We start from the raw sequence: 21,122 nt of genomic DNA, 5'->3' as shown, positions 1-21,122 counted from the left end.
GCTCACAGCTGGCCGACATCGGTGACGCGGACGACCGCTCGGCCCTCCGCGTCGGAGGCGGTGAGATCGACCTCCGCACTGATGCCCCAGTCGTGGTCGTCGTTCGGGTCGTCGAAGATCTGCCGCACCCGCCACAGCCCGTCCTGCGGTTCTTCCTCGATGATGAGCAGCTTCGGACCGCGGGCGTCCGGGCCGGTGCCGAGGTCGTCGTACTCGTCCCAGTACTTGTCCATGGCCTCGCCCCACGCGTCGGCGTCCCAGCCTGCGTCGGCGTCCATCTCGCCCAGCTCACCGACCTGGTCCAGGGCGGCGAGCTCGACCCGGCGGAACATGGCGTTGCGGACCAGCACACGGAAGGCGCGCGCGTTGGCGGTGACCGGCCGTACCTGATCGGCCTTCTCCTGAGCCTCCTCCGCCGTCATCTCCTCCGGATTGGCGAGCTGCTCCCACTCGTCGAGGAGACTGGAGTCGACCTGGCGCACCATCTCGCCCAGCCACTCGATCAGGTCCTGGAGGTCCTCGGACTTCAGATCGTCCGGCACGGTGTGGTCGAGGGCCTTGTAGGCGCTGGCCAGGTAGCGCAGCACGATGCCCTCGGTGCGGGCCAGTTCGTAGTGGGAGACCAGCTCCGTGAAGGTCAGCGCCCGTTCGTACATGTCACGGATGACCGACTTCGGGGACAGCGGGTGGTCACCGACCCAGGGGTGGCTCCTGCGGTACGTGTCGTAGGCGTGGAAGAGCAGTTCCTCCAGGGGCTTCGGGTACGTGATGTCCTGGAGGCGCTCCATGCGCTCCTCGTACTCGACGCCGTCCGCCTTCATCGCGGCCACGGCCTCACCGCGCGCCTTGTTCTGCTGGGCGGCGAGAATCTGCCGGGGGTCGTCCAGCGTGGACTCCACCACGGAGACCATGTCCAGCGCGTACGACGGCGACTCCGGGTCCAGCAGTTCGAAGGCGGCCAGGGCGAACGTGGACAGCGGCTGGTTCAGCGCGAAGTCCTGCTGCAGGTCCACCGTGAGACGCACGATGCGCCCCTCCGCGTCCGGCTGGTCGAGCTTCTCCACGATGCCCCCGTCCAGCAGCGAACGGTAGATGGCGATCGCCCGCCGGATGTGCCTGAGCTGCTGCCTGCGCGGCTCGTGATTGTCCTCCAGCAAATGCCGCATCGCGGAGAAGGCGTCGCCGGGGCGGGCGATCACCGACAGCAGCATGGTGTGGGTGACCCGGAAGCGGGACGTCAACGGCTCCGGCTCCGAGCCGATCAGCTTGTCGAACGTGCTCTCCGACCAGGCGACGAACCCCTCGGGAGCCTTCTTCCGGACGACCTTGCGCCGCTTCTTCGGGTCGTCACCGGCCTTGGCCAGTGCCTTCTCGTTCTCGACGACGTGCTCGGGCGCCTGCGCGACCACGAACCCCTCCGTGTCGAACCCGGCGCGCCCCGCCCGCCCGGCGATCTGGTGGAACTCCCGGGCCCTCAGCGTGCGGACCCGGGTGCCGTCGTACTTGGTCAGCGCCGTGAACAGCACGGTCCGGATCGGGACGTTGACGCCCACCCCGAGCGTGTCCGTGCCGCAGATCACCTTCAGCAGGCCGGCCTGCGCGAGCTTCTCCACCAGCCGCCGGTACTTGGGCAGCATGCCGGCGTGGTGGACCCCGATGCCGTGCCGCACGTAGCGGGAGAGATTGCGGCCGAACTTGGTGGTGAAGCGGAAGTTGCCGATGAGGTCGGCGATCCGCTCCTTCTCCTCGCGCGTGCACATGTTGATGCTCATCAGCGCCTGCGCCCGCTCCACGGCCTGCGCCTGGGTGAAGTGCACGATGTACACGGGCGCCTGCCGGGCCGCCAGCAGATCGGTGAGGGTCTCGGTGAGCGGGGTGTAGCGGAACTCGTAGGACAGCGGCACCGGACGGGTGGCCGAGCGGACCACCGCGGTGGGACGGCCGGTGCGGCGCGCGAGGTCCTTCTCGAAGAAGGAGACGTCGCCGAGCGTGGCCGACATGAGGACGAACTGGGCCTGCGGCAGTTCCAGCAGCGGAATCTGCCAGGCCCACCCGCGGTCCGGTTCCGCGTAGAAGTGGAACTCGTCCATGACGACCTGGCCGATGTCCGCGTGCTTGCCGTCACGCAGCGCGATCGACGCCAGGACCTCGGCGGTGCAGCAGATGACGGGGGCGTCGGAGTTCACGGAGGCGTCGCCGGTCAGCATGCCCACGTTCTCGGTGCCGAAGATCTTGCACAACTCGAAGAACTTCTCCGACACCAGCGCCTTGATCGGGGCCGTGTAGAAGGTGACCTCGTCCCGGGCCAGGGCGGCGAAGTGCGCGCCCGCCGCGATCATGCTCTTGCCGGAGCCGGTGGGCGTCGACACGATCACGTTCGCGCCGGAGACCACCTCGATCAGCGCCTCCTCCTGATGGGGGTAGAGCGTGAGACCGCGCTCCTGCGCCCACGCCTCGAAGGCTTCGTACAGGGCATCGGGGTCGGCGGTCCGCGGCAGCTGATCGATGAGGGTCACGCTCCCATCTTGCCTGCCCCGGACCACGATGGGGGAATCGGCTGTCCGCGTGAAGATCACGAACGCTACGCTGGGTCGCCGACGCGGCAACAGCGGACCCGGACAACTGCACAGCGGCACACGAGGAATGGGGCGGGCAACGGCGATGATGGGACCAGCACACTCACTGTCGGGCGCCGCGGCGTGGCTCGGCGTCGGAGCGGCGACCGCAGCCGCGGGACACCCGATGCCCTGGCCCGTGCTGCTCGCCGGAGCCCTGATCTGTGCCGGAGCGGCGCTCGCCCCGGACCTCGACCACAAGGCCGCCACGATCTCCCGGGCCTTCGGACCGGTCTCACGGGGGCTGTGCGAGATCGTCGACAAGCTGTCCTACGCCGTCTACAAGGCCACGAAGAAGCGCGGCGACCCGCGTCGCTCCGGTGGGCACCGCACCCTGACGCACACCTGGCTGTGGGCGGTCCTGATCGGCGGGGGCACCTCGGTCCTGGCCATCACGGGGGGCCGGTGGGCGGTCCTGGCGATCCTCTTCGTGCACATGGTGCTGGCCATCGAGGGCCTGCTCTGGCGGGCCACCCGCGGCTCCAGCAGCGACGTGCTGGTCTGGCTGCTGGCGGGGACCAGCGCGTGGATCCTCGCCGGCATCCTGGACAAGCCGGACGGCGGTGCGGACTGGCTGTTCACCGCGCCGGGCCAGGAGTACCTGTGGCTGGGGCTGCCGATCGTGCTAGGCGCGCTGGTGCACGACATCGGGGACGCGCTGACCGTTTCGGGCTGCCCGATACTCTGGCCGATACCGGTGGGCCGCAAGCGGTGGTATCCCATCGGCCCGCCGAAGGCCATGCGGTTCCGAGCGGGCAGCTGGGTGGAGCTGAAGGTGCTGATGCCGGTGTTCATGCTGCTCGGCGGTGTGGGCGGCGCGGCGGCACTCAACTTCATCTGAGCGACGCGCACCCGGCCGGCTCAGCCGGCTTCCCCGGTGCCCTGCTGCTCCTCACCCGCACCGTACCGCCGCTCGAACCGGGCGACGCGCCCCTCCGAGTCCACCGTGCGCGCCTTGCCCGTGTAGAAGGGGTGGCTCTCCGAGGAGATCTCCACGTCCACCACCGGGTAGGTCTCACCGTCGTCCCACGCGATGGTCTGGTCGCTGGTCGCGGTGGACCGGGTCAGGAAGGCGTACCCGGCACTGCGGTCACGGAAGACGACGGGCCGGTAGTCGGGGTGCTTGTCCTGCTGCATGGCTGCTCCTCGTGGCGCACGGTTCTTCGGGGCGACGGCACGAGGCTGCCGTCGCCGGTGGTGTCAGCCGGGCAGGGAGTCCTCGTCGACCACGTGCATCGCCGCCTCCTCGGCGGAGGCGGCCGCACCGTCGATGCCCACGTCCATGGCGACCAGCGCCGGCTCCTCGTCCTCGTGCGCCCCTTCGTCGGGGGCCACGAGCCGGCCGGAGCGGTCCGCGCCGACCTCGTTGTCCAGCAGTTCCCCGTCGGTGCCGTCGGAGTCGCCCAGGCCGTCGCCGTCGGGCGCGAGCTCGTCCGGACGCTCCTCGGCGAGCCGCTGGTCCAGCGTTTCGCCGCGGCGGCGTTCGGCGGCCGTCACGCCGGTGTGCTCCACCGCCCAGGGGCGCTCGGGCGGGGACCAGCCCCGGTCGAGGGGATCGTCGACACCGTCCTCCTCGAGGGTGTCCTCCCCGTCGAGCAGGCCGGTGTCCTCCCGCTGGTCGGACCCGTCGGGCTGGTAGACGTCATCTCCCCATCCGTCGACGCTGTTCACGGATACCTCCAGGGGGTGGGGACCGGCCCCTTCTCACCGTGCACCGCGGCGGGCCGCCGCTGCACGGGGCACAGGCCTCACCCGTCGCGGAACCGCGCGGTTCCCGGGCCTACCTCGAGCCGGTGCCTTCTCCCAGCCTTCCACTCACGTTCGGGACCGCGCAACGGCACGGACCCCGGCGGGGTACGCGCCAGTCCCGCCCCTCCGGCTCCACCGGCCCGGCCGACCCACGCCGACCGCCCCGGCACCGCAGGGGCGTCCGCCCCCGGCCCGCCACCCGGCCGCCCATCGGGGCGCCGCCCGACTCGGTCGGCTCGTCCGGCGGCACCGTCCCCCGCTCGCCCCGGCCCGTGCGGGGCGGCTCCGGACACGGCCGCACCCGGTCGGCCGGGCCCGCGTCGGTCACGTCGACCACGCCCGCCCCGGCCGGCCATCCGCTCCGGAACCGTCCCGCCCTCGCAGGGCACGGCGTGGCTAGCCGTGCCAGGACCGCCACAGTGCCGCGTAGGCGCCGTCCGCCGCGACGAGTTCGTCGTGGCTGCCCAGCTCACTGATCCGGCCGTTCTCGACCACGGCGATGACGTCGGCGTCGTGGGCGGTGTGCAGACGATGGGCGATCGCGATCACCGTGCGCCCGTCCAGGACACGGGCCAGGGACCGCTCGAGATGGCGTGCGGCCCGGGGATCGAGCAGGGACGTCGCCTCGTCCAGCACCAGGGTGTGCGGGTCGGCCAGTACCAGGCGGGCCAGTGCGATCTGCTGGGCCTGCGCCGGGGTGAGCGCGAAGCCGCCCGAGCCGACCTCGGTGTCCAGGCCCTCGTCGAGCCCGCGGGACCAGTCGTCCGCGTCAACCGCCCCCAGCGCCGCCCACAGCTCGGCATCGGTGGCGCCGGTCCTGGCCAGCCGGAGGTTGTCGCGCAGGGAGCCGACGAAGACGTGGTGCTCCTGGTTGACGAGGGCGACGTGCGAGCGGACCCGTTCCGCGGACATCCGGGACAGTTCCGCGCCGCCCAGGGTGACCCGGCCCTCGCGGGGACCGTAGATGCCCGCGAGCAGCCGGCCCAGGGTGGACTTGCCGGCACCCGAGGGGCCGACCAGGGCGAGCCGGGTGCCGGGGGCCACCTCCAGCGACACCTTGCGCAGCACGTCCACGCCCTCGAGATAGCCGAAGTGCACGCGGTCGGCGTGCACGTGCCGTCCCTCGGGTGCCAGCGTGCCGTCACCGGCGTCCGGCTCGATGTCCCGCACCCCCACCAGTCGGGCCAGCGACACCTGGGCCACCTGCAGCTCGTCGTACCAGCGCAGGATGATGCCGACCGGGTCGACGAGCATCTGCGCGATCAGGGCGGCGGTGGTCAGCTGGCCGACCCCGATCCAGCCCTGGAGGACGAAGACACCACCGATGAGCAGGACGGAGGCGAGTACGGTCACATGGGTGACGTTGATGACGGGGAAGAGTACCGACCGCAGCCAGAGCGTGTAGCGCTCCCAGGCCGTCCACTCCCTGATCCGCCGCTCCGACAGCTCGATGCGACGGGCGTCGAGGCGGTGGGACTCGACGGTGCGCCCGGCGTCCACCGTCTCGGCGAGCGCGGCGGCCACCGCGGCGTACCCGGCGGCCTCCGAGCGGTAGGCGGCGGGCGCCCGGCGGAAGTACCAGCGGCAGCCGATCACCAGCAGCGGCACCGCGATCAGCACCGCCGGCGCCAGGGGCGGCGCCGTGACCACCAGGCCACCGAGCAGCAGCACCACCCACACGGCGCCGATCGCGAGCTGGGGCACGGCCTCGCGCATGGCGTTGGCGAGCCGGTCGATGTCCGTGGTGATCCGGGAGAGGAGGTCGCCCGTGCCGGCCCGTTCCAGCACCCCGGGCGGCAGCCCGACCGAACGCACGAGGAAGTCCTCGCGCAGATCGGCCAGCATGCGCTCGCCGAGCACGGCCCCCCGCAGCCGCACCTCGCGCACGAACACGGCCTGCACGACGAGGGCCAGCACGAAGAGCGTGGCCGTGAGGCCCAGATGCAGTTCGCGCGCGTCGTCCGAGACCCGTTCCACGAGCCCGCCCAGCAGGTAGGGGCCCGCCATCGAGGCGATCACGGCAACGGTGTTGACGGTGACGAGGAAGAGGAACGCCCGACGGTGCCGGCGCAGCAGTTCTCCCACGTACGCGCGCACGGTCGGGCGGGCGCCGACGGGCAGGGTGTTCGCGGTCGTGGGGGCCGCCGGGTCGTAGGACGGTGGCGCGACGCCGATCATGCCGTCTCCTCGATCTCTTCCAGTCGGTGCAGTACGTCGTCGTCGCTCAGAGCGTCGTCACGACCGTCCGAGGGGCCGTCGCCGCGGTCGTCGGGCAGGGGCTTCGCGGGCCTGCTCCCGGCCGGTGTGTCGTCGCGGTGCGCCGCGGTCTCCTCGTCGGTCTCGCGCGTCACCACCGCCCGGTACCGCGGTTCGGTCCGCAGCAGTTCCCGGTGGACGCCGACCGCCGCGACCTCGTCGTCGTGCAGGAAAACGATCCGGTCCGCGCGGTCCAGCAGCAGCGGCGACGAGGTGAACACCACCGTGGTGCGCCCCGCGCGCAGTGCCCGCACGCCCTCCGCGATCCGCGCCTCGGTGTGCGAGTCCACGGCCGAGGTCGGTTCGTCCAGGACCAGCGCCTCCGGGTCCGTGATCAGGGACCGGGCCAGTGCCAGCCGCTGGCGCTGGCCGCCCGACAGCGACCGGCCCCGCTCGGTGATGCGGGCGTCCATCGGGTCGTCGGCGCCGAGCGAGCCCTGCGCGAGTGCCGTCAGGACGTCACCGCACTGGGCGGCGGCCAGCGCGTCCTCGGCGGCGACGGCACCGGACGCGGGCACGTCCAGCAGCTCGCGAAGCGTTCCGGACAGCAGTACCGGGTCCTTGTCCTGCACCAGGACCGCGGTGCGCGCGGACTTCAGGGGCAGCTCGTCCAGCGGCACCCCGCCCAGCAGGGCCGACGCGCCCTGTTCCGAGGGGTGCCCGCCGAGCCGTTCCGCCAGCCGTCCGGCCGCGTCGGGGTCCCCGCACACCACGGCGGTGAGCCGGCCCGCCGGAGCCAGGAGACCGGTGGCCGGGTCGTACAGGTCCCCGGTGGGGATCTCGGCGGCGCGCGAACCCCCGCTGTCCGTGGCGCGTTCCAGGGACAGCACCCGTGCGGCCCGCTTGGCCGAGGGCCGGGAGAAGGAGTACGCCATGGCGATCTCCTCGAAGTGCCGCAGCGGGTAGGTGAGGATCATGACGGAGCTGTAGACGGTGACGAGTTCGCCGACGCCGATGCGGCCCTGGCGGGCCAGGTGGACGCCGTGCCAGACCACCGCGATCAGCAGCAGGCCCGGCAGCAGCACCTGGATCGCGGAGATCAGGGACCACATCCGGGCGCTGCGCACGGCCGCGTGGCGCACCTCCTGGGAGGCGCCGCGGTAGCGGTCGAGGAAGAGCTCCTCGCCGCCGATGCCGCGCAACACACGCAGTCCGGCGACGGTGTCCGAGGCGAGCTCGGTGGCGCGGCCGGCCTTGTCGCGCTGGACGTCGGCCCGCCGGGTGGCGCGGGGCAGCAGGGGCAGCACCGCGAGGGCCAGCACCGGCAGGCCCACGACCACGACGACGCCGAGGGCCGGCTGGTAGACGACCAGCGCCACGCAGACCAGCACGATGGTGACCGCGGCCGCGGTGAAGCGGGAGACGGCCTCCACGAACCAGCCGATCTTCTCGACGTCGCCGGTGGACACGGCCACGACCTCACCGGCCGCCACGCGCCGGGTCAGCGCCGAGCCCAGCAGGGCTGTCCTGCGAGCCAGGAGCTGCTGGACGCGGGCCGCGGCGGTGATCCAGTTGGTGACGGCTGCGCGGTGCAGGAAGGTGTCGCCGAGCGCGTTGCCGGCGCAGCACAGGACCATGATGCCGCCCGCGAGGGCGAGCCGGGTGCCGGAGCGGTCGACGACCGCCTGGATGGCGAGACCGACGCAGAAGGGCAGGGCGGAGACGGAGGCGAAGTGCAGCAGGCCCCAGGCCAGTGACTTGAGTTGGCCACCGAGCTGGTTGCGGAACAGCCACCACAGGAATCTGGGGCCCGAGCGTGCGTCCGGCACACCCGGGTCGGGATACGGAAGGTCTTGGATCTGCATGACGTCCCAGTGGCTCGTGTCAGGGGGTGCCGTCGCTATGCGGCATCGAGAGGCTGCAAACCGTGAAAGGTTCGCGTCGCCACGTGCCCAAAATCAAGCGGTTTTCCGTGATGGCGTGCGAATCCGGCTGCGGTTCCGCACGCACCGCACGTCCGCGTCTCCGTCCCCGATCACCTCCCCGGCCGCGTTCACGTCCGGGGCCATCCATCCGCCCCCCAGCGCCCCGGTGGTGACGGCATGTCCGCAGCGGGTGCGACGATGGACGGATGGCACGTGGTGGTGGACGGCGTACGGCGGTCGCGACGGCGGCCCTTGGATCCCTGCTCGCGGTGACGGCGCTGTCCGCCTGCGGCGGCTCGTCGGGCGGCGGGGCGGACTCCCGGGCGAGCGATCCGCCGGGCGGGGCCGGGCGGAGCAGTGCGGCGGCGGACCCGACGAGGATCCCCGACGTCGGCGCCCGGCTTCAGAAGCGCATCCCCGGCGACTCGCGCCAGGTCGTCGCGGTGTACGGAGACGGCAGGGATTCCGCCGACTCCACGGTCGTGCTCTACACGAAGCAGGGCTCCGTCTGGCACCGCGCGCGGAGTTGGGCGGCGCACAACGGCACGAAGGGGTGGACGACCGACCACCACGAGAACGACAAGCGCAGCCCCGTCGGCGTGTTCACGCTCAGCGATGCGGGCGGAGTGCTCCCGGACCCGGATCCCGCCTCCGGCGCGGGACTGCCGTACACCAGGTCGGCGAGCTTCGCGGCACCGCGCTGGTGGGCGAAATCGTACTGGCACGACTTCGACTACGTCATCGCCATCGACTACAACCGCGTCAAGGGCACCCCGCCGAACGATCCGACCCGCCCCGAGGGCACCTCGAAGGGCGGCTCGATCTGGCTGCACATGGATCACGGCAGCGGTACGTCGGCATGCGTCAGCCTGCCCAAGCCCGCGATGGAGTACCTGCTGCGCACCCTGGACCCGGACCGGCACCCCGTGGTGGTGATGGGGGACAGGGCCCACCTGAAGTCCTGAGCGCGGGCCCTTCGGCACGCCGGGCGGTTACCGGTCCACCGCGACCGTCCGGGTCACGCCGTCCGGCGGCCCTCGCCCGTGTCGGCCCCGGGCCCGTCGATCAGGGTGTCCAGCAGCCCGCCCAGCACCGCGCGCTGCTCGTCCGTGAGCGGGGCCAGAATCTCCTCGGCGGCGGACCGGCGCGCACCGCGCAGCTCCCTGAGGGCCGCTCGCCCGTCGTCGGTGAGCTCGATCCTGATGACCCGGCGGTTGGCGGGATCCGGGACGCGGCGCACCTTCCCGGCCGCCTCCAGCCCGTCGACCAGGGTGGTCACCGCCCGGGGCACGACCTCCAGACGCTCGGCGAGGTCGGCCATGCGCGGGGGCGAGCCGTAGTGCGCCAGCGTGCGCAGCAGCCGGGACTGGGCCGGGGTGATGCCGAGGTCGCGGTGCTCGAGATGGCGCTTCTGGATGCGGTGCACCCGGCGGGTGAGCCGCAGCAGCTGCTCGGCGAGCAGGCCGTCGGGATCGGGGGCGGTCATGGGGGAACAATATCAGGATGAAGTTCATTGTGAGTATAGGTAACAATGACCTATGATCCGTAAGGTCCGCGAACCCCTGCGGCAGGCCGTGCAGGTCTGCGCTCCGAAGGCTTCGCAGGCCACCCCTCGCCGCCTCCGAAGGAGCCCATGCACCCCGATCGCGCATCCGCCTGGACCGCACCCGCCGACGCCAAGGAACAGCCCCGGCAGGTGCGGCGCATCCTCAAGCTGTTCCGTCCCTACCGCGGCCGGCTCGCAATCGTCGGCCTGCTGGTCGGCGCCGCGTCCCTGGTGTCGGTCGCCACACCCTTCCTGCTCAGGGAGATCCTCGACGTCGCCATCCCCGAGGGGCGCACGGGCCTGCTGAGCCTGCTGGCCCTCGGCATGATCTTCGGCGCCGTCCTCACCAGTGTCTTCGGCGTGCTGCAGACCCTGATCTCCACGACCGTCGGCCAGCGCGTCATGCACGACCTGCGCACCGCCGTCTACGGGCGTCTCCAGCAGATGTCCCTCGCCTTCTTCACCCGCACCCGCACCGGCGAGGTCCAGTCCCGCATCGCCAACGACATCGGCGGCATGCAGGCCACCGTCACCTCCACGGCGACCTCGCTGGTCTCCAACCTCACCAGTGTGGTCGCCACGATCGTCGCCATGGTCGTCCTCGACTGGCGCCTCACCGTCGTCTCGCTGCTCCTGCTCCCGGTCTTCGTGTGGATCAGCCGCCGCGTCGGCAGGGAACGCAGGAAGATCACCACTCGGCGCCAGAAGCAGATGGCCGCGATGGCCGCCACGGTCACCGAGTCGCTCTCCGTCAGCGGCATCCTGCTCGGCCGCACCATGGGCCGGTCCGACTCGCTCACCCGCGCCTTCGCCGACGAGTCCGAGAGCCTGGTCGACCTGGAAGTGCGGTCGAACATGGCGGGCCGCTGGCGGATGGCCGTCATCACGATCGTCATGGCCGCCATGCCGGCCGTCATCTACTGGACCGCGGGCATCGCCCTGCAACTCGGCGGCCCCGACGTCTCCCTCGGCACGATCGTCGCCTTCGTCTCGCTCCAGCAGGGGCTGTTCCGCCCGACCGTGAGCCTGCTGTCGACCGGTGTGCAGATCCAGACCTCGCTCGCGCTGTTCCAGCGCATCTTCGAGTACCTCGACCTGCCGATCGACATCACCGAGCGGGAGGATCCCGTCCACCTGGACCACGTCAAGGGCGAGGTCCGCTTCGAGAACGTCGAGTTCGGCTACGACGGCAAGGGCGGCCCGGTGCTCGACGGCATCGACGTCACCGTCCCGGCCGGCAGCAGTCTCGCCGTCGTCGGTCCCACCGGCGCCGGCAAGTCCACGCTCGGCCACCTGGTGCCGCGGCTGTACGACGTGACGGGCGGCCGGGTCACCCTCGACGGGGTCGACGTGCGCGACCTCGACTTCGACACCCTCGCCCGCGCGGTCGGCGTCGTCTCGCAGGAGACGTACCTCTTCCACGCCTCCGTCGCCGAGAACCTGCGCTTCGCCAAGCCGGACGCCACGGACGCGGAGCTGGAGGCGGCGGCGAGGGCGGCGCAGATCCACGACCACATCGCCGCACTGCCCGAGGGCTACGACACCGTGGTCGGCGAGCGCGGCCACCGCTTCTCCGGTGGTGAGAAGCAGCGCTTGGCCATCGCCCGCACCATCCTGCGCGACCCGCCCGTCCTCGTCCTGGACGAGGCGACCAGCGCCCTGGACACCCGCACCGAGGCCGCTGTGCAGGGCGCCATCGACGCCCTGTCCGCCAACCGCACCACGATCACCATCGCGCACCGCCTCTCCACCGTCCGGGGTGCCGACCGGATCGTGGTCCTGGACTCCGGACGCCTGGCCGAACAGGGCACGCACGAGGCGCTGCTGGCGCAGGACGGGAGGTACGCCGCGTTGGTCCGCCGGGACGCCCGACTGGAACCGACAAGATGAAGATATGCCGGGTTTGTGGCTCTATGGGGGTTACCGTGCCCGCATGCAGATGAACACTCCGCCACGGAGCGCGAGAAGTGTGAGGAGCGCGAGGAGCGCCAGAGGTCCCCGTGGGAGCCTCAGGGGCACCACAGGCCTCAGAGGTCCCCAGAGCCCCAAGAGCCCGCGGAGCCCCAGGAGGGCGATCCGGCTGACGCGCCGGGGCCGTGTCGCCCTGATCGCGGTCGGCGCCGTCGTCGCCGGTACCGCCGTGGCGGTGCCGTTGCTGACGACGGACGACGAGGGCACGTCCCGCCCGACCTCCCTGGTGATCCCGGAGGGCCGGCGCGCGACCCAGGTCTACGCGGCCGTCGACAAGGCCCTCGCCCTGCCCGCGGGCACCACCAAGAAGTCCCTGGCCAAGGCCGACCTCAAGCTGCCGAACGACGCCGAGGGCAACCCCGAGGGCTATCTCTTCCCCGCGACCTATCCGCTGGGCGAGAACCCGACCCCGGAGAAGCTGCTGACGGCCATGGTCGACACGGCGAACAAGAGGTTCACCGGCGCACCCGTCGCCGCGGGCGCCCAGCGCAACGCGCTCAACGTCTACCAGGCGGTCACCATCGCCAGCATCGTGCAGGCGGAGGCCGCCGCCAAGGAGGACATGGGCAAGGTGGCCCGGGTGATCTTCAACCGGCTGGAGCGCGGCATGCCGCTGCAGATGGACTCCACCATCAACTACGCCCTGGGCCGTTCCACCCTGAAGACCACCGACAAGGACACGAAGATCGACAGTCCTTACAACTCGTACCAGCGCATGGGGCTGCCGCCCACCCCCATCGCCAACCCGGGCGACGCGGCGATGAGTGCCGCGATCAACCCGACTCCCGGTGACTGGCTCTACTTCGTCACGGTCAAGCCGGGCGACACGCGCTTCACCGCCGACTACGCCGAACACCAGCGCAACGTCGACGAGTTCAACCGCCTCCAGCAGAGCGCCTCGAAGAAGGCCGGTGCCGAGGCCGCCACGTGACCGGCCGGGGCGTCACGCGGCGACCGGCTCCCCTTCCGCCAGCAGCCGCCTGATGTCCCGCACGGCCGCGCGGCCCGCCCGGTTGGCGCCGATGGTGCTGGCGGAGGGACCGTAGCCGACGAGATGGACCCTCGGGTCGGCGACCGATCGGGTCCCCTCGACACGGACACCGCCCCCCGCCTCCCGCAGCCGCAGCGGCCTCAGATGGTCGATGGCGGCCCGGAACCCGGTCGCCCACAGGATGACGTCCGCGGTCACCCGCCGCCCGTCGTTCCACTCCACCCCCTCGGGCGTGATCCGGTCGAACACGGTCTGCCGGTCCAGCACACCCGACTCCAGCCCGGCACGGACCGCGTCGTTCAGCGGCAGCCCGGTCACCGACACGACACTCTTCGGCGGCAGCCCCTGTCGCACCCGTTCCTCCACGAGTGCCACCGCCGCCCGGCCCGCGTCCTCGTCGAAGGGCCCCTCGCGGAAGACGGGGGGCCGCCTGGTCACCCACGTGGTGGCCGCCGCGTACGGGGCGATCTCCAGCAGGTGCTGCGTGGCCGAGGCACCGCCGCCGACCACGACCACGCGCAGACCGGCGAACTCCTGCGGCCCTGCGTACTGCGCGGTGTGCAGCTGACGCCCCCGGAAGGTCTCCTGCCCCGGATAGCGCGGCCAGAAGGGCCGGTCCCAGGTGCCGGTCGCGTTGATCAGCGCACGCGTCGACCAGGACCCGGCCGACGTCTCGACGAACAGCCGCCCGTCCGTCCCCTCGCGCACGGCACGCACGTCGACCGGCCGCAGCACCCGCAGGTCGAAAGTCCGCTCGTAGTCGGCGAAGTACCCGCTCACCACCTCGGCGGACGGCCGCGAAGGATCCGCGCCCGTCAACTCCATCCCGGGCAGGGCGTGCATGCCGTGCACCTTGCCGTACGTCAGGGACGGCCAGCGGAACTGCCAGGCGCCGCCGGGCCCGGGGGAGTGGTCGAGCACCACGAAGTCGCGTTCCGGCTCGAACCCCGTGCGCCGCAGGTGATAGGCGGCGGCGAGCCCGGCCTGACCGGCACCGATGACGACGACCTCGACCTTGCGTGTGTTGTTCACGCTTCTACCAACGGCATGGCAGGCCCCGATCTTCCCCGGTGTCAGGACGGGAGCAGGCTCCCCCGGGTGTCACGATGGGGTCATGCCAGATGCCTTCACCACCCGAGTCCTCAACCTCGCCACCGGCTCGGCGGAGCGGGTCGCCGACATCACCGGCGAGTGCCAGTCCTTCCTGCGCGAGGCGGCGTCCGGCCGCGACGGCCTCCTCAACGTCTTCGTCCCGCACGCCACCGCCGGGATCGCGATCATCGAGACCGGCGCCGGCAGCGACGACGACCTGCTGTCCGCCCTGCACACCCTGCTCCCCGCCGACGACCGCTGGCAGCACCGCCACGGCAGCCCCGGGCACGGCCGCGACCACGTCCTGCCCGCCTTCGTGCCCCCGCACGCGACGCTGCCGGTGATCGGCGGCCGCCTGGAACTCGGAACCTGGCAGTCGGTGTGCCTGGTCGACACCAACAGGGACAATCCCGACCGCCAGGTGCGGTTGTCGTTCCTCGGCTAGGGCCGCGTCAGCCGTCACCGCAGGGGGCGGACTCCGGCCGGTGGCGCGCGCTCAGTCGACGAGGGCGAGGTACACGGGGGAGCCGAGGAGCACCGGTTGGCCGTCCACCGTTCCGTGCAGGAGGCGCTTGGCGACGAATTCGACGTTCTGGGCCGGTCCGGTGAGCCTGTCGACCGCCCGGCGCACCGTGGCCAGCGCGGCCGCGTCCCCGCGGTCGAGGCGGTCGCCGGGCTGTTCGGCGGCCTCCACGAGCATCTCGTCCTCGACGTCGGAGGCCAGTCCGTCGAGCAGCGGAGGCAGGTGCGACCACGCGGGGTCGGCCTGGTCGATGTTGGGTACGGCGCCGAGCAGGTGCCGCCCGGACCCGCCGAGCGCGAGCACCGTCCGCTCCGTACGGCCCCCGGCGAACACCATCGAGGCGGCTCCCGGAAAGCGGCCCCACTGCACCGGGAGCAGCCCGCCGAAGAACTGCCCCGGCTGGTCGACGGAACCGATGTCGCCGTGGTCCTGCAGATACCGCAGGACGCGCTCCAGCCGGGCGGTGCGGTCGTGAGGGGGCTGCTCGGCGGTCTTCTTGAAGGACAGCACCGACAGACTCAGCCCGACCTCGGATCCGCGTTTGGTGGCGTGGGCCGGGTCGATCTGCGGCAGCAGCATGTCGACCTTGCTGTCGCTGATGTACAGGTAGTAGTGGAACGACACCCCGTGATGCTAATAAAGATTTCGTGGTGACGGGGGCGAGTTGGCGGGTCGGTGACGAGATCGAGGGCCTGTACCGGGTGACGCGTGTGCACCTGCACGGGGGAATGGGCCTGGTCTACCGGGTGCGGCACCTGGGCTGGGACGTCGACCTGGCCGTCAAGAGCCCGCGGCCGGCCCTGTTCCGGCACCCGGTCGGCCGGGAGGGTTTCCTGGCCGAGGCCAGGACGTGGATCTCCCTGGGTCTCCACCCCCACCTGTGCAGTTGCTTCTACGTGCGCGCGGTCGACGGCATCCCGCGGATCTTCGCCGAGTACGCCGCCGGCGGCAGCCTGCGTGACCTGCTCGACCAGGGCCGGCTGCGCGGCATGGAGCCGGAGCGGGCGCTGGGCTTCCGGCTGGACCTGGCGATCCAGGTGGCGTGGGGGCTGGAACACGCGCACCGGCGCGGCGTCGTCCACCAGGACGTCAAACCGGCCAACATTCTGCTCGACGAGGACGGCACGGCGAAGGTGACCGACTTCGGCCTGTCGAGGTCCCGGGCGATCCTGGCGGTCGAGGAGGGCGCCGCCGAAGGCCGCGGAGGCGTCAGCGTCGCGGTCACCGCAGGGGGTTACACGCCCGCGTACGCGTCGCCGGAGCAGGTGGCGGGCCGGCCGCTGGGCCGTCGCACCGACGTGTGGAGCTACGCGGTGACTGTCCTGGAGATGTTCGTCGGAGCGGCCACCTGGGGCGAGGGACCGAACGCGCCGACGACGCTGGCCGACCGAGGCACCGCTGCCGCCATGCCGGACCGCCTCGCCCGGCTGCTGGGGCGCTGCCTGCGCCACGAGCCGTCGCAGCGCCCCGGCACCATGGCCGAGATCGCCGAGGAGTTGATCGACCTCCACGAACACGCGGTCGGTCCGTACCCGAGGACAGCCCCCGCCGAGGCCGCCCTGCGCGCCGACGAGCTGAACAACCACGCGCTGTCCCGGCTCGACCTCGGGGAGGACACGCATGCCGAGCAGACCCTGCGGGAGGCACTGCGGATCGACCCCACCCACCTGGAAGCCACGTTCAACTCGCTCACCCTGCGCTGGCGCCGCGGCGAGATCAGCGACGAGACGGCGGTGGCGACCATGTCCGTCGCCCGCACCGCGGCCCCCGGCCGGTGGGAGGGCGCCTACCTGCTGGGCCAACTCCACCTGGAGCGGGGCGACCTCGACGCCGCGCTCCCCCTGCTGCGGGAGGCGGCTGCCGCCGACGACGGCGAACCCGAGGTGGGCGCGGTCCTCCGGCAGGCCGAGGCAGGGACCCTCGGGGACGGGCTGGAGGAGCACGTTCTGACCCGCAGGGGCGCGCGGACGCGGGAGGAGCGCGGCACGGAGTGGATGACGGCCGCCTCCCTCAGCACCGACGGCCGGGTCGCCATGACGGCCCGGGTGATCCGGGACCCGGTACCGCGCAACGTCCGGACCTACCTGTTCGGCTACCGCCGGCAGCCCGACCGGTACCCGCTGCACCTCTTCTCCCTGTCGCCCCCGGACCTCCGGGTCGTGGAGAGCGATGAGGCCGTGACGGCCCTGGACCTCGGCGACGACGGGCGACTCGCTGCCTGGGGGACGGGCACCGCCGTGCGGGTGTGGGAAGCCGGGACCGACCGCCACGCACGCGTGATGACGGGGAGCCGGGGACAGGTCAGCGCCCTCCGCCTCGGACCGGGCTGCGCACTGCTCGCCGGCGCGGTCGTCGCCCCGATGGGCGAGCCGAACCCGGTCCTGGTGTGGGACGTCGCCTCCGGTCGGACCGTGCTCCAACTGACGGGGCCCTCCGACCGGATCCGCTCACTCGCGTTCTCCGCCGACGGATCGCTGCTGGCCTCCGGCGCGGACGACGGCACCGTCCAGGTGTGGGACCTGCGCAGCGGACGGTACGTACGCGGCCTCACCAGTCCCGACCGGCTGAACGCGGTCGCGATCGGCAACGGCGCCCGCACCGCCGTCACCGGCGGGCACGAAGCCCTGCGCGTGTGGGACCTGGACACCGGGGAGTGCCGGCACGTGCTGGGCGAAGCGGTCGAGGAGCTCTGGCTGCACGACGCACTGGTACTGACCGCCACCCGGGGCGGTGACATGCGCCTGTGGGACACCGCCGACGGCCGCTGCCTGCGCACCTTCGAAGGACACCGTGACGAACGGGCCCGGCTGCTGTTCGCCAACGAGTCCCTGCACATGCCCGTCCGGATCGACCGGGAGGGGCGACGGGCCCACTCGGTCAGCAACAACGACACCGTCAGGTCCTGGGGACTGCCCAGGGGCCACCGGGCGCCGCTGCGCGTCTGCCGCCCCCGCCCGCACGCCCGCGTGCGGCAGCTCGACGACCGGCTGCGGACCCTCCTCGCGGCGAGTGAGTCCGCAGCCGCCCAAGGGGACATGTCCCGGGCCCTGAGCAGCCTCTCCGAAGCACGTACGCTTCCGGGCTACGAACGGGACGCGTCCGTGGTCGTCGCCTGGCGCCGGCTCCTCACCGGCGCCGAACGCGTCGGCCTGAGGGCCGTCTGGCAGGCGAGAAGCATCACCCTCCCCGGAGAGGCCACGTTCTGGTACCAGGACGTCGCGGTGAGCGGGGACGGGCGACACGCCTTGTCCACCACGCGCGGACACACGATGGTCCTGTGGGACCTCGACACCGGCCGGGCCGCCCGCACCTTCGCTCTCGCCGAGCACGGCGGAGACGACGTCAGCGTCCTCGCCATGACGGTCGACGCCTCCCACGCGGTCGTGGGCCACGCCTCGCGCGACGTCCGGCTGTGGGACCTGCGGACCGGCACCCCCGTGCGGGACCTGGGCGAACCGAACTCCAGCTGGATGTCGGTCGCCGTGGACCGGGCAGGCCGCACCGCTCTGGTGCAGAACGGAGACGGGGTGCTGCGGCTGTGGGATCTCGCCGAGGGCAGCCGGCTGCGCGCGTTCCGCGGGCCGAGCCGCACCGCGCACTACACCGAGGGCCCCTCCCGACGCGAGCTGGAACAGGTCAACGCGGTCAGTGTGAGCGCGGACGGCCGCGTCGTCATGGCCGCCCTGCAGTACTCGGGCGTCGTCTACTGGGCGGGCGACCGCAGGCGCCGGCGCGCTCTCGAGGGCTACGCCGACCGTGTCGACGCCGTGCAGGTGAGCGCGGACGGCCGCTTCGCCGTGACCGGGGGCTGGGACGCCACGGTGCGGTACTGGGACCTGGCCACGGGACGGTGCCTGCGGCTCATGGCCGGCCACACCCATCCCGTGCTCGGTGTCGACCTCACCGCCGACGGCCGGTTCGCCTTCTCGGCGGGCATGGACGAGGCGGTACGCATCTGGGACGTCACCACCGGCCACTGCGTCCACGTCCTGGAAGGGCACACCGTACTGAAGCGGGTGCGCGTCAGCGAGGACGGCACCCGCGCGGTCTCCCTCGGCGGGGACGGAACACTCCGCGTCTGGGAGATCGACTGGGACGTGGCCGTGCCCGAACCGGTCGACTGGGACGAACGGGCGCAGCCCTACCTCGACCAGCACCACGACAGCGAGAGCTTCGAGGAACTGCTCACCCGTCTCCGGCGGGCCGGCCTGGGCGGGCTCCGTCCGGAGGGAGTCCGCCAGAGGCTGCTCCGGCACCGTGCCCGCCGCCGGCGGTGACCGCGGCGGGCCCCGGCGTCCTACTCCACCGCCATCTCGCCCAGCTCCGACCAGCCCTCCTGGTCGACCGTCGTGTTCACGATGCGCGGTGTGCGGGCCAGGTGGCGGGGCAGCTTCTGCTGCGCGGCGCGGAAGTGCGCGGACTGGACGTGGGCGGCGCCCGCCTCGTCGTCGCGGAACGCCTCGACCAGCACGTACTCCGTGGGGTCGTCGACGCTGCGCGACCAGTCGAACCAGAGGCAGCCGGGTTCCGCCCGGGTGGCCCGGGTGAAGTCGCCGGCGATCTCCGGCCATTGGTCCGCGTGTTCGGGGAGCACCTGGAACTTCGCCGTGATGAAGATCATGGGTTCGCTTTCTGTGATTGCGGGACCGAGTGGACTTCCCCGGTCACGGTACGAGGACGGCGCGGCCGCGCACCCGGCCCGCGTCCAGGTCGGCCAGCGCGTCCCGGAAGCGGTCGAGCGGGTACGTCGCCGTGTGCAGCCGTACCCGGCCCTCGGCCGCGAGCACCATCAGCTCGCACAGGTCGAGGTAGCTGCCGACGAGGTTACCGATGAAGTTGATCTCCGACGAGATGACGTCGATCGTCGGGACGTCGATGTTCTCGCCGTAACCGACCACGTGGTAGTCGCCGGCCCGCCGCAGCATGCGGACGCCGTCGCGGGTGGCGCCGCCCTCGCCGACGAAGTCCACGACGACCTCGGCACCGTGGCCGCCGGTCAGCTCCAGGACCTGCTCGACGTGATCGCCGTCGCCCACGATGCCGTGGTCGGCGCCGAGGGACCGGGCGAGCTCCACGGCCTGCGGGTTGCGATCGACGACGACGATCTCGGCGGCGGTGAGCGCGTTGAGCACCTGGATGCCGATGTGCCCGAGACCACCCGCCCCGACGACCACGCACCGGTCGCCGGGGCGCAGCCGCCGGGCCGCCTTGGCCGCCGCGTGGTAGGCGGTCAGGCCCGCGTCGGCGAGCGCGGCCACGTCGGCCGGTTCGAGGGAGTCGTCGAGTCGCACCACGCTGCGGGCGGACGTCCTCAGGTACTCGGCGTAGCCGCCCGCGGTGTCGATGCCGGGGAACTGCGACTGCTCGCAGTGGACGTCGTCACCGGCCCGGCAGGCCCGGCACAGACCGCAGGTCATCAGCGGGTGGACGATGACCTTGTCGCCCTCGGCGACATGGGTGACGGCGCTGCCGACGGCGTGCACCCAGCCCGCGTTCTCGTGCCCGATGGTGTACGGCAGGGTGACGCCGGACTTCTCGGCCCACTGTCCTTCCAGGACGTGCAGGTCGGTGCGGCAGACCCCGGCGCCGCCGATCCGCACGACCACGTCGTGCGGCCCGCGGACCTCGGGTACCGGCACCTCGGTCATACGGACGTTGTCGAGCGGCCGGCCGCCGTAGCCGACGACTTGGACCGCCCTCATGCGCTCTGTCTTCATACGATCTGCCCTGCGTTCCGGGTTCGTGTGGTCTTCTCCTCGCTCGCCGGGCCGTCCTCGGCGGCGGCCACCGGGTTCTGGCCGTCGCAGGAGCGAGGCGCCTGGTCGGCGGCGGAGTCGGGGTAGCGGGTGCGCAGCAGCCCGCGGCAGAAGTGCGCGTTGCCGTCGACGGAGATGCGTACGGAGCGCGCGAACCGCAGGCGCAGCGGGATCTCGCCGGGCGGGACGGGCCGGCCCTCGTCGTCCACGAGGGCCGGATCGGTGGGTGCGGTGCCGAGCCCGAGCGCGGCGCGGCGGCGCAGCAGGGCGCGGGTGGCCGCCGTGTTCGGCAGGTCGCCGAGCACCACGTCGCCGAGCCGCTCCTCGGCCAGGCCGGGCCGGGCGCGCAGCAGCGCGGTGAGCGCCCTCTCCATCGCGGCCGTGTGCGCCTTGCGCCGGAAGACGTCCCGCAGCTCCTCCAGGTCCCGCTCCGCCTCGTGGCCGAAGGTGCCGCGGTAGCCGGCGTCGGCCGCCAGACCCCGGTTGATCAGGTCGGAGTCGTGGTGGTCGTCGAGCAGGACGGTGACCTCACGGGCGCCGGGCAGCGCGCTGAGCGCGTCCTTGGCGTCGGACGCCATGAGGTAGGCGAAGTTGGGGGAGCAGAACGACGTCGGCAGCCTCAGGTGCACGGTGATCCGGCCGTCGTCGGCGGTCAGGGAGCGGACGAAGCCGAGGTCGGTGATCGGTTCGTCCAGCTCGGGGTCGTAGACGGTGTCGAGTGCGGCGCGCGCCGCCGCCCCGAGCTGCGCGGCCCACAT

17 protein-coding genes are annotated in these 21,122 nt (G+C 72.3%); 6 read left to right on the top strand and 11 right to left on the bottom strand.

Going from position 1 to position 21,122, the window contains the following annotated elements:
- Positions 1-2 precede the first annotated feature (2 nt).
- Positions 3-2,516 (bottom strand): DEAD/DEAH box helicase, encoded by a 2,514-nt coding sequence (locus IE258_RS15985; protein ID WP_189744001.1) that lies wholly within the window; start codon positions 2,514-2,516, stop codon positions 3-5.
- Positions 2,517-2,661: 145 nt separating this feature from the next.
- Between IE258_RS15985 and IE258_RS15980 the strand changes: the two genes are divergently transcribed.
- Entirely contained in the window at positions 2,662-3,456 is a 795-nt protein-coding gene (locus tag IE258_RS15980; RefSeq protein ID WP_159324623.1) for a metal-dependent hydrolase, read from the top strand.
- A 20-nt stretch (positions 3,457-3,476) separates the two neighbouring features.
- On the opposite strand, the gene IE258_RS15975 is transcribed toward IE258_RS15980, so the two are convergent.
- The 4 genes from IE258_RS15975 to IE258_RS15960 all read right to left on the bottom strand — a co-directional run bounded on the left by IE258_RS15975 (position 3,477) and on the right by IE258_RS15960 (position 8,425).
- Positions 3,477-3,752 carry a type B 50S ribosomal protein L31 gene (locus IE258_RS15975; protein WP_189743999.1) on the bottom strand — a complete coding sequence of 92 codons (276 nt, stop codon included), beginning with the start codon at positions 3,750-3,752 and terminating at the stop codon, positions 3,477-3,479.
- 63 nt (positions 3,753-3,815) lie between these two features.
- Positions 3,816-4,286, bottom strand: a complete 471-nt coding sequence (locus IE258_RS15970) for a DUF5709 domain-containing protein (RefSeq protein ID WP_061446063.1) — start codon at positions 4,284-4,286, stop codon at positions 3,816-3,818.
- A gap of 474 nt (positions 4,287-4,760) precedes the next feature.
- Complete coding sequence (locus tag IE258_RS15965) at positions 4,761-6,542, bottom strand: ABC transporter ATP-binding protein (protein ID WP_189743997.1); 1,782 nt, start codon at positions 6,540-6,542, stop codon at positions 4,761-4,763.
- The gene (locus IE258_RS15960) at positions 6,539-8,425 is read right to left on the bottom strand and encodes an ABC transporter transmembrane domain-containing protein (protein ID WP_189743995.1); all 1,887 of its coding nucleotides are present in this window, start codon (positions 8,423-8,425) and stop codon (positions 6,539-6,541) included. The genes IE258_RS15965 and IE258_RS15960 overlap by 4 nt, the downstream gene beginning before the upstream one ends.
- A gap of 266 nt (positions 8,426-8,691) precedes the next feature.
- Between IE258_RS15960 and IE258_RS15955 the strand changes: the two genes are divergently transcribed.
- Positions 8,692-9,450 carry a L,D-transpeptidase family protein gene (locus IE258_RS15955; protein ID WP_189743993.1) on the top strand — a complete coding sequence of 253 codons (759 nt, stop codon included), beginning with the start codon at positions 8,692-8,694 and terminating at the stop codon, positions 9,448-9,450.
- Positions 9,451-9,503: 53 nt separating this feature from the next.
- Here the strand turns inward: IE258_RS15955 and IE258_RS15950 are convergent, their stop codons facing one another.
- Positions 9,504-9,971, bottom strand: a complete 468-nt coding sequence (locus IE258_RS15950) for a MarR family winged helix-turn-helix transcriptional regulator (RefSeq protein ID WP_142198301.1) — start codon at positions 9,969-9,971, stop codon at positions 9,504-9,506.
- 147 nt (positions 9,972-10,118) lie between these two features.
- Between IE258_RS15950 and IE258_RS15945 the strand changes: the two genes are divergently transcribed.
- Entirely contained in the window at positions 10,119-11,921 is a 1,803-nt protein-coding gene (locus IE258_RS15945) for an ABC transporter ATP-binding protein (protein WP_189743991.1), read from the top strand.
- Between the two features lie 250 nt (positions 11,922-12,171).
- Positions 12,172-12,933: an endolytic transglycosylase MltG gene (gene mltG / locus IE258_RS15940; protein ID WP_373309758.1), complete on the top strand. Its 762-nt coding sequence runs from the start codon at positions 12,172-12,174 to the stop codon at positions 12,931-12,933.
- A 12-nt stretch (positions 12,934-12,945) separates the two neighbouring features.
- On the opposite strand, the gene IE258_RS15935 is transcribed toward mltG, so the two are convergent.
- Complete coding sequence (locus tag IE258_RS15935; RefSeq protein WP_189743989.1) at positions 12,946-14,025, bottom strand: NAD(P)-binding domain-containing protein; 1,080 nt, start codon at positions 14,023-14,025, stop codon at positions 12,946-12,948.
- An 82-nt stretch (positions 14,026-14,107) separates the two neighbouring features.
- Here IE258_RS15935 and IE258_RS15930 point away from each other — a divergent pair, with 82 nt between their 5' ends.
- Positions 14,108-14,530 carry a secondary thiamine-phosphate synthase enzyme YjbQ gene (locus IE258_RS15930; protein WP_087810710.1) on the top strand — a complete coding sequence of 141 codons (423 nt, stop codon included), beginning with the start codon at positions 14,108-14,110 and terminating at the stop codon, positions 14,528-14,530.
- Positions 14,531-14,581: 51 nt separating this feature from the next.
- Here the strand turns inward: IE258_RS15930 and IE258_RS15925 are convergent, their stop codons facing one another.
- Positions 14,582-15,232: a DUF7019 family protein gene (locus IE258_RS15925; protein WP_189743987.1), complete on the bottom strand. Its 651-nt coding sequence runs from the start codon at positions 15,230-15,232 to the stop codon at positions 14,582-14,584.
- 26 nt (positions 15,233-15,258) lie between these two features.
- Here IE258_RS15925 and IE258_RS15920 point away from each other — a divergent pair, with 26 nt between their 5' ends.
- The gene (locus IE258_RS15920; RefSeq protein WP_189743985.1) at positions 15,259-18,885 is read left to right on the top strand and encodes a protein kinase domain-containing protein; all 3,627 of its coding nucleotides are present in this window, start codon (positions 15,259-15,261) and stop codon (positions 18,883-18,885) included.
- A gap of 20 nt (positions 18,886-18,905) precedes the next feature.
- Here the strand turns inward: IE258_RS15920 and IE258_RS15915 are convergent, their stop codons facing one another.
- From IE258_RS15915 to IE258_RS15905, 3 genes are read right to left on the bottom strand one after another with little or no spacing between them, the layout of a single operon-like run.
- A complete protein-coding gene (locus IE258_RS15915; RefSeq protein WP_159324609.1) occupies positions 18,906-19,229 on the bottom strand; it encodes a putative quinol monooxygenase in 324 nt (107 codons plus the stop codon).
- Between the two features lie 43 nt (positions 19,230-19,272).
- Entirely contained in the window at positions 19,273-20,310 is a 1,038-nt protein-coding gene (locus IE258_RS15910) for an NAD(P)-dependent alcohol dehydrogenase (protein WP_189743983.1), read from the bottom strand.
- A gap of 11 nt (positions 20,311-20,321) precedes the next feature.
- Positions 20,322-21,122, bottom strand: a complete 801-nt coding sequence (locus IE258_RS15905; RefSeq protein WP_229892129.1) for an iron-sulfur cluster assembly protein — start codon at positions 21,120-21,122, stop codon at positions 20,322-20,324.

It is taken from the genome of Streptomyces tendae (assembly GCF_014650435.1).
In the GTDB taxonomy this organism is placed as follows: Bacteria; Actinomycetota; Actinomycetes; order Streptomycetales; family Streptomycetaceae; genus Streptomyces; species Streptomyces tendae.
Note: the sequence above shows the minus strand (reverse complement) of the source record. Positions and strands in the feature narration are given on the sequence as shown.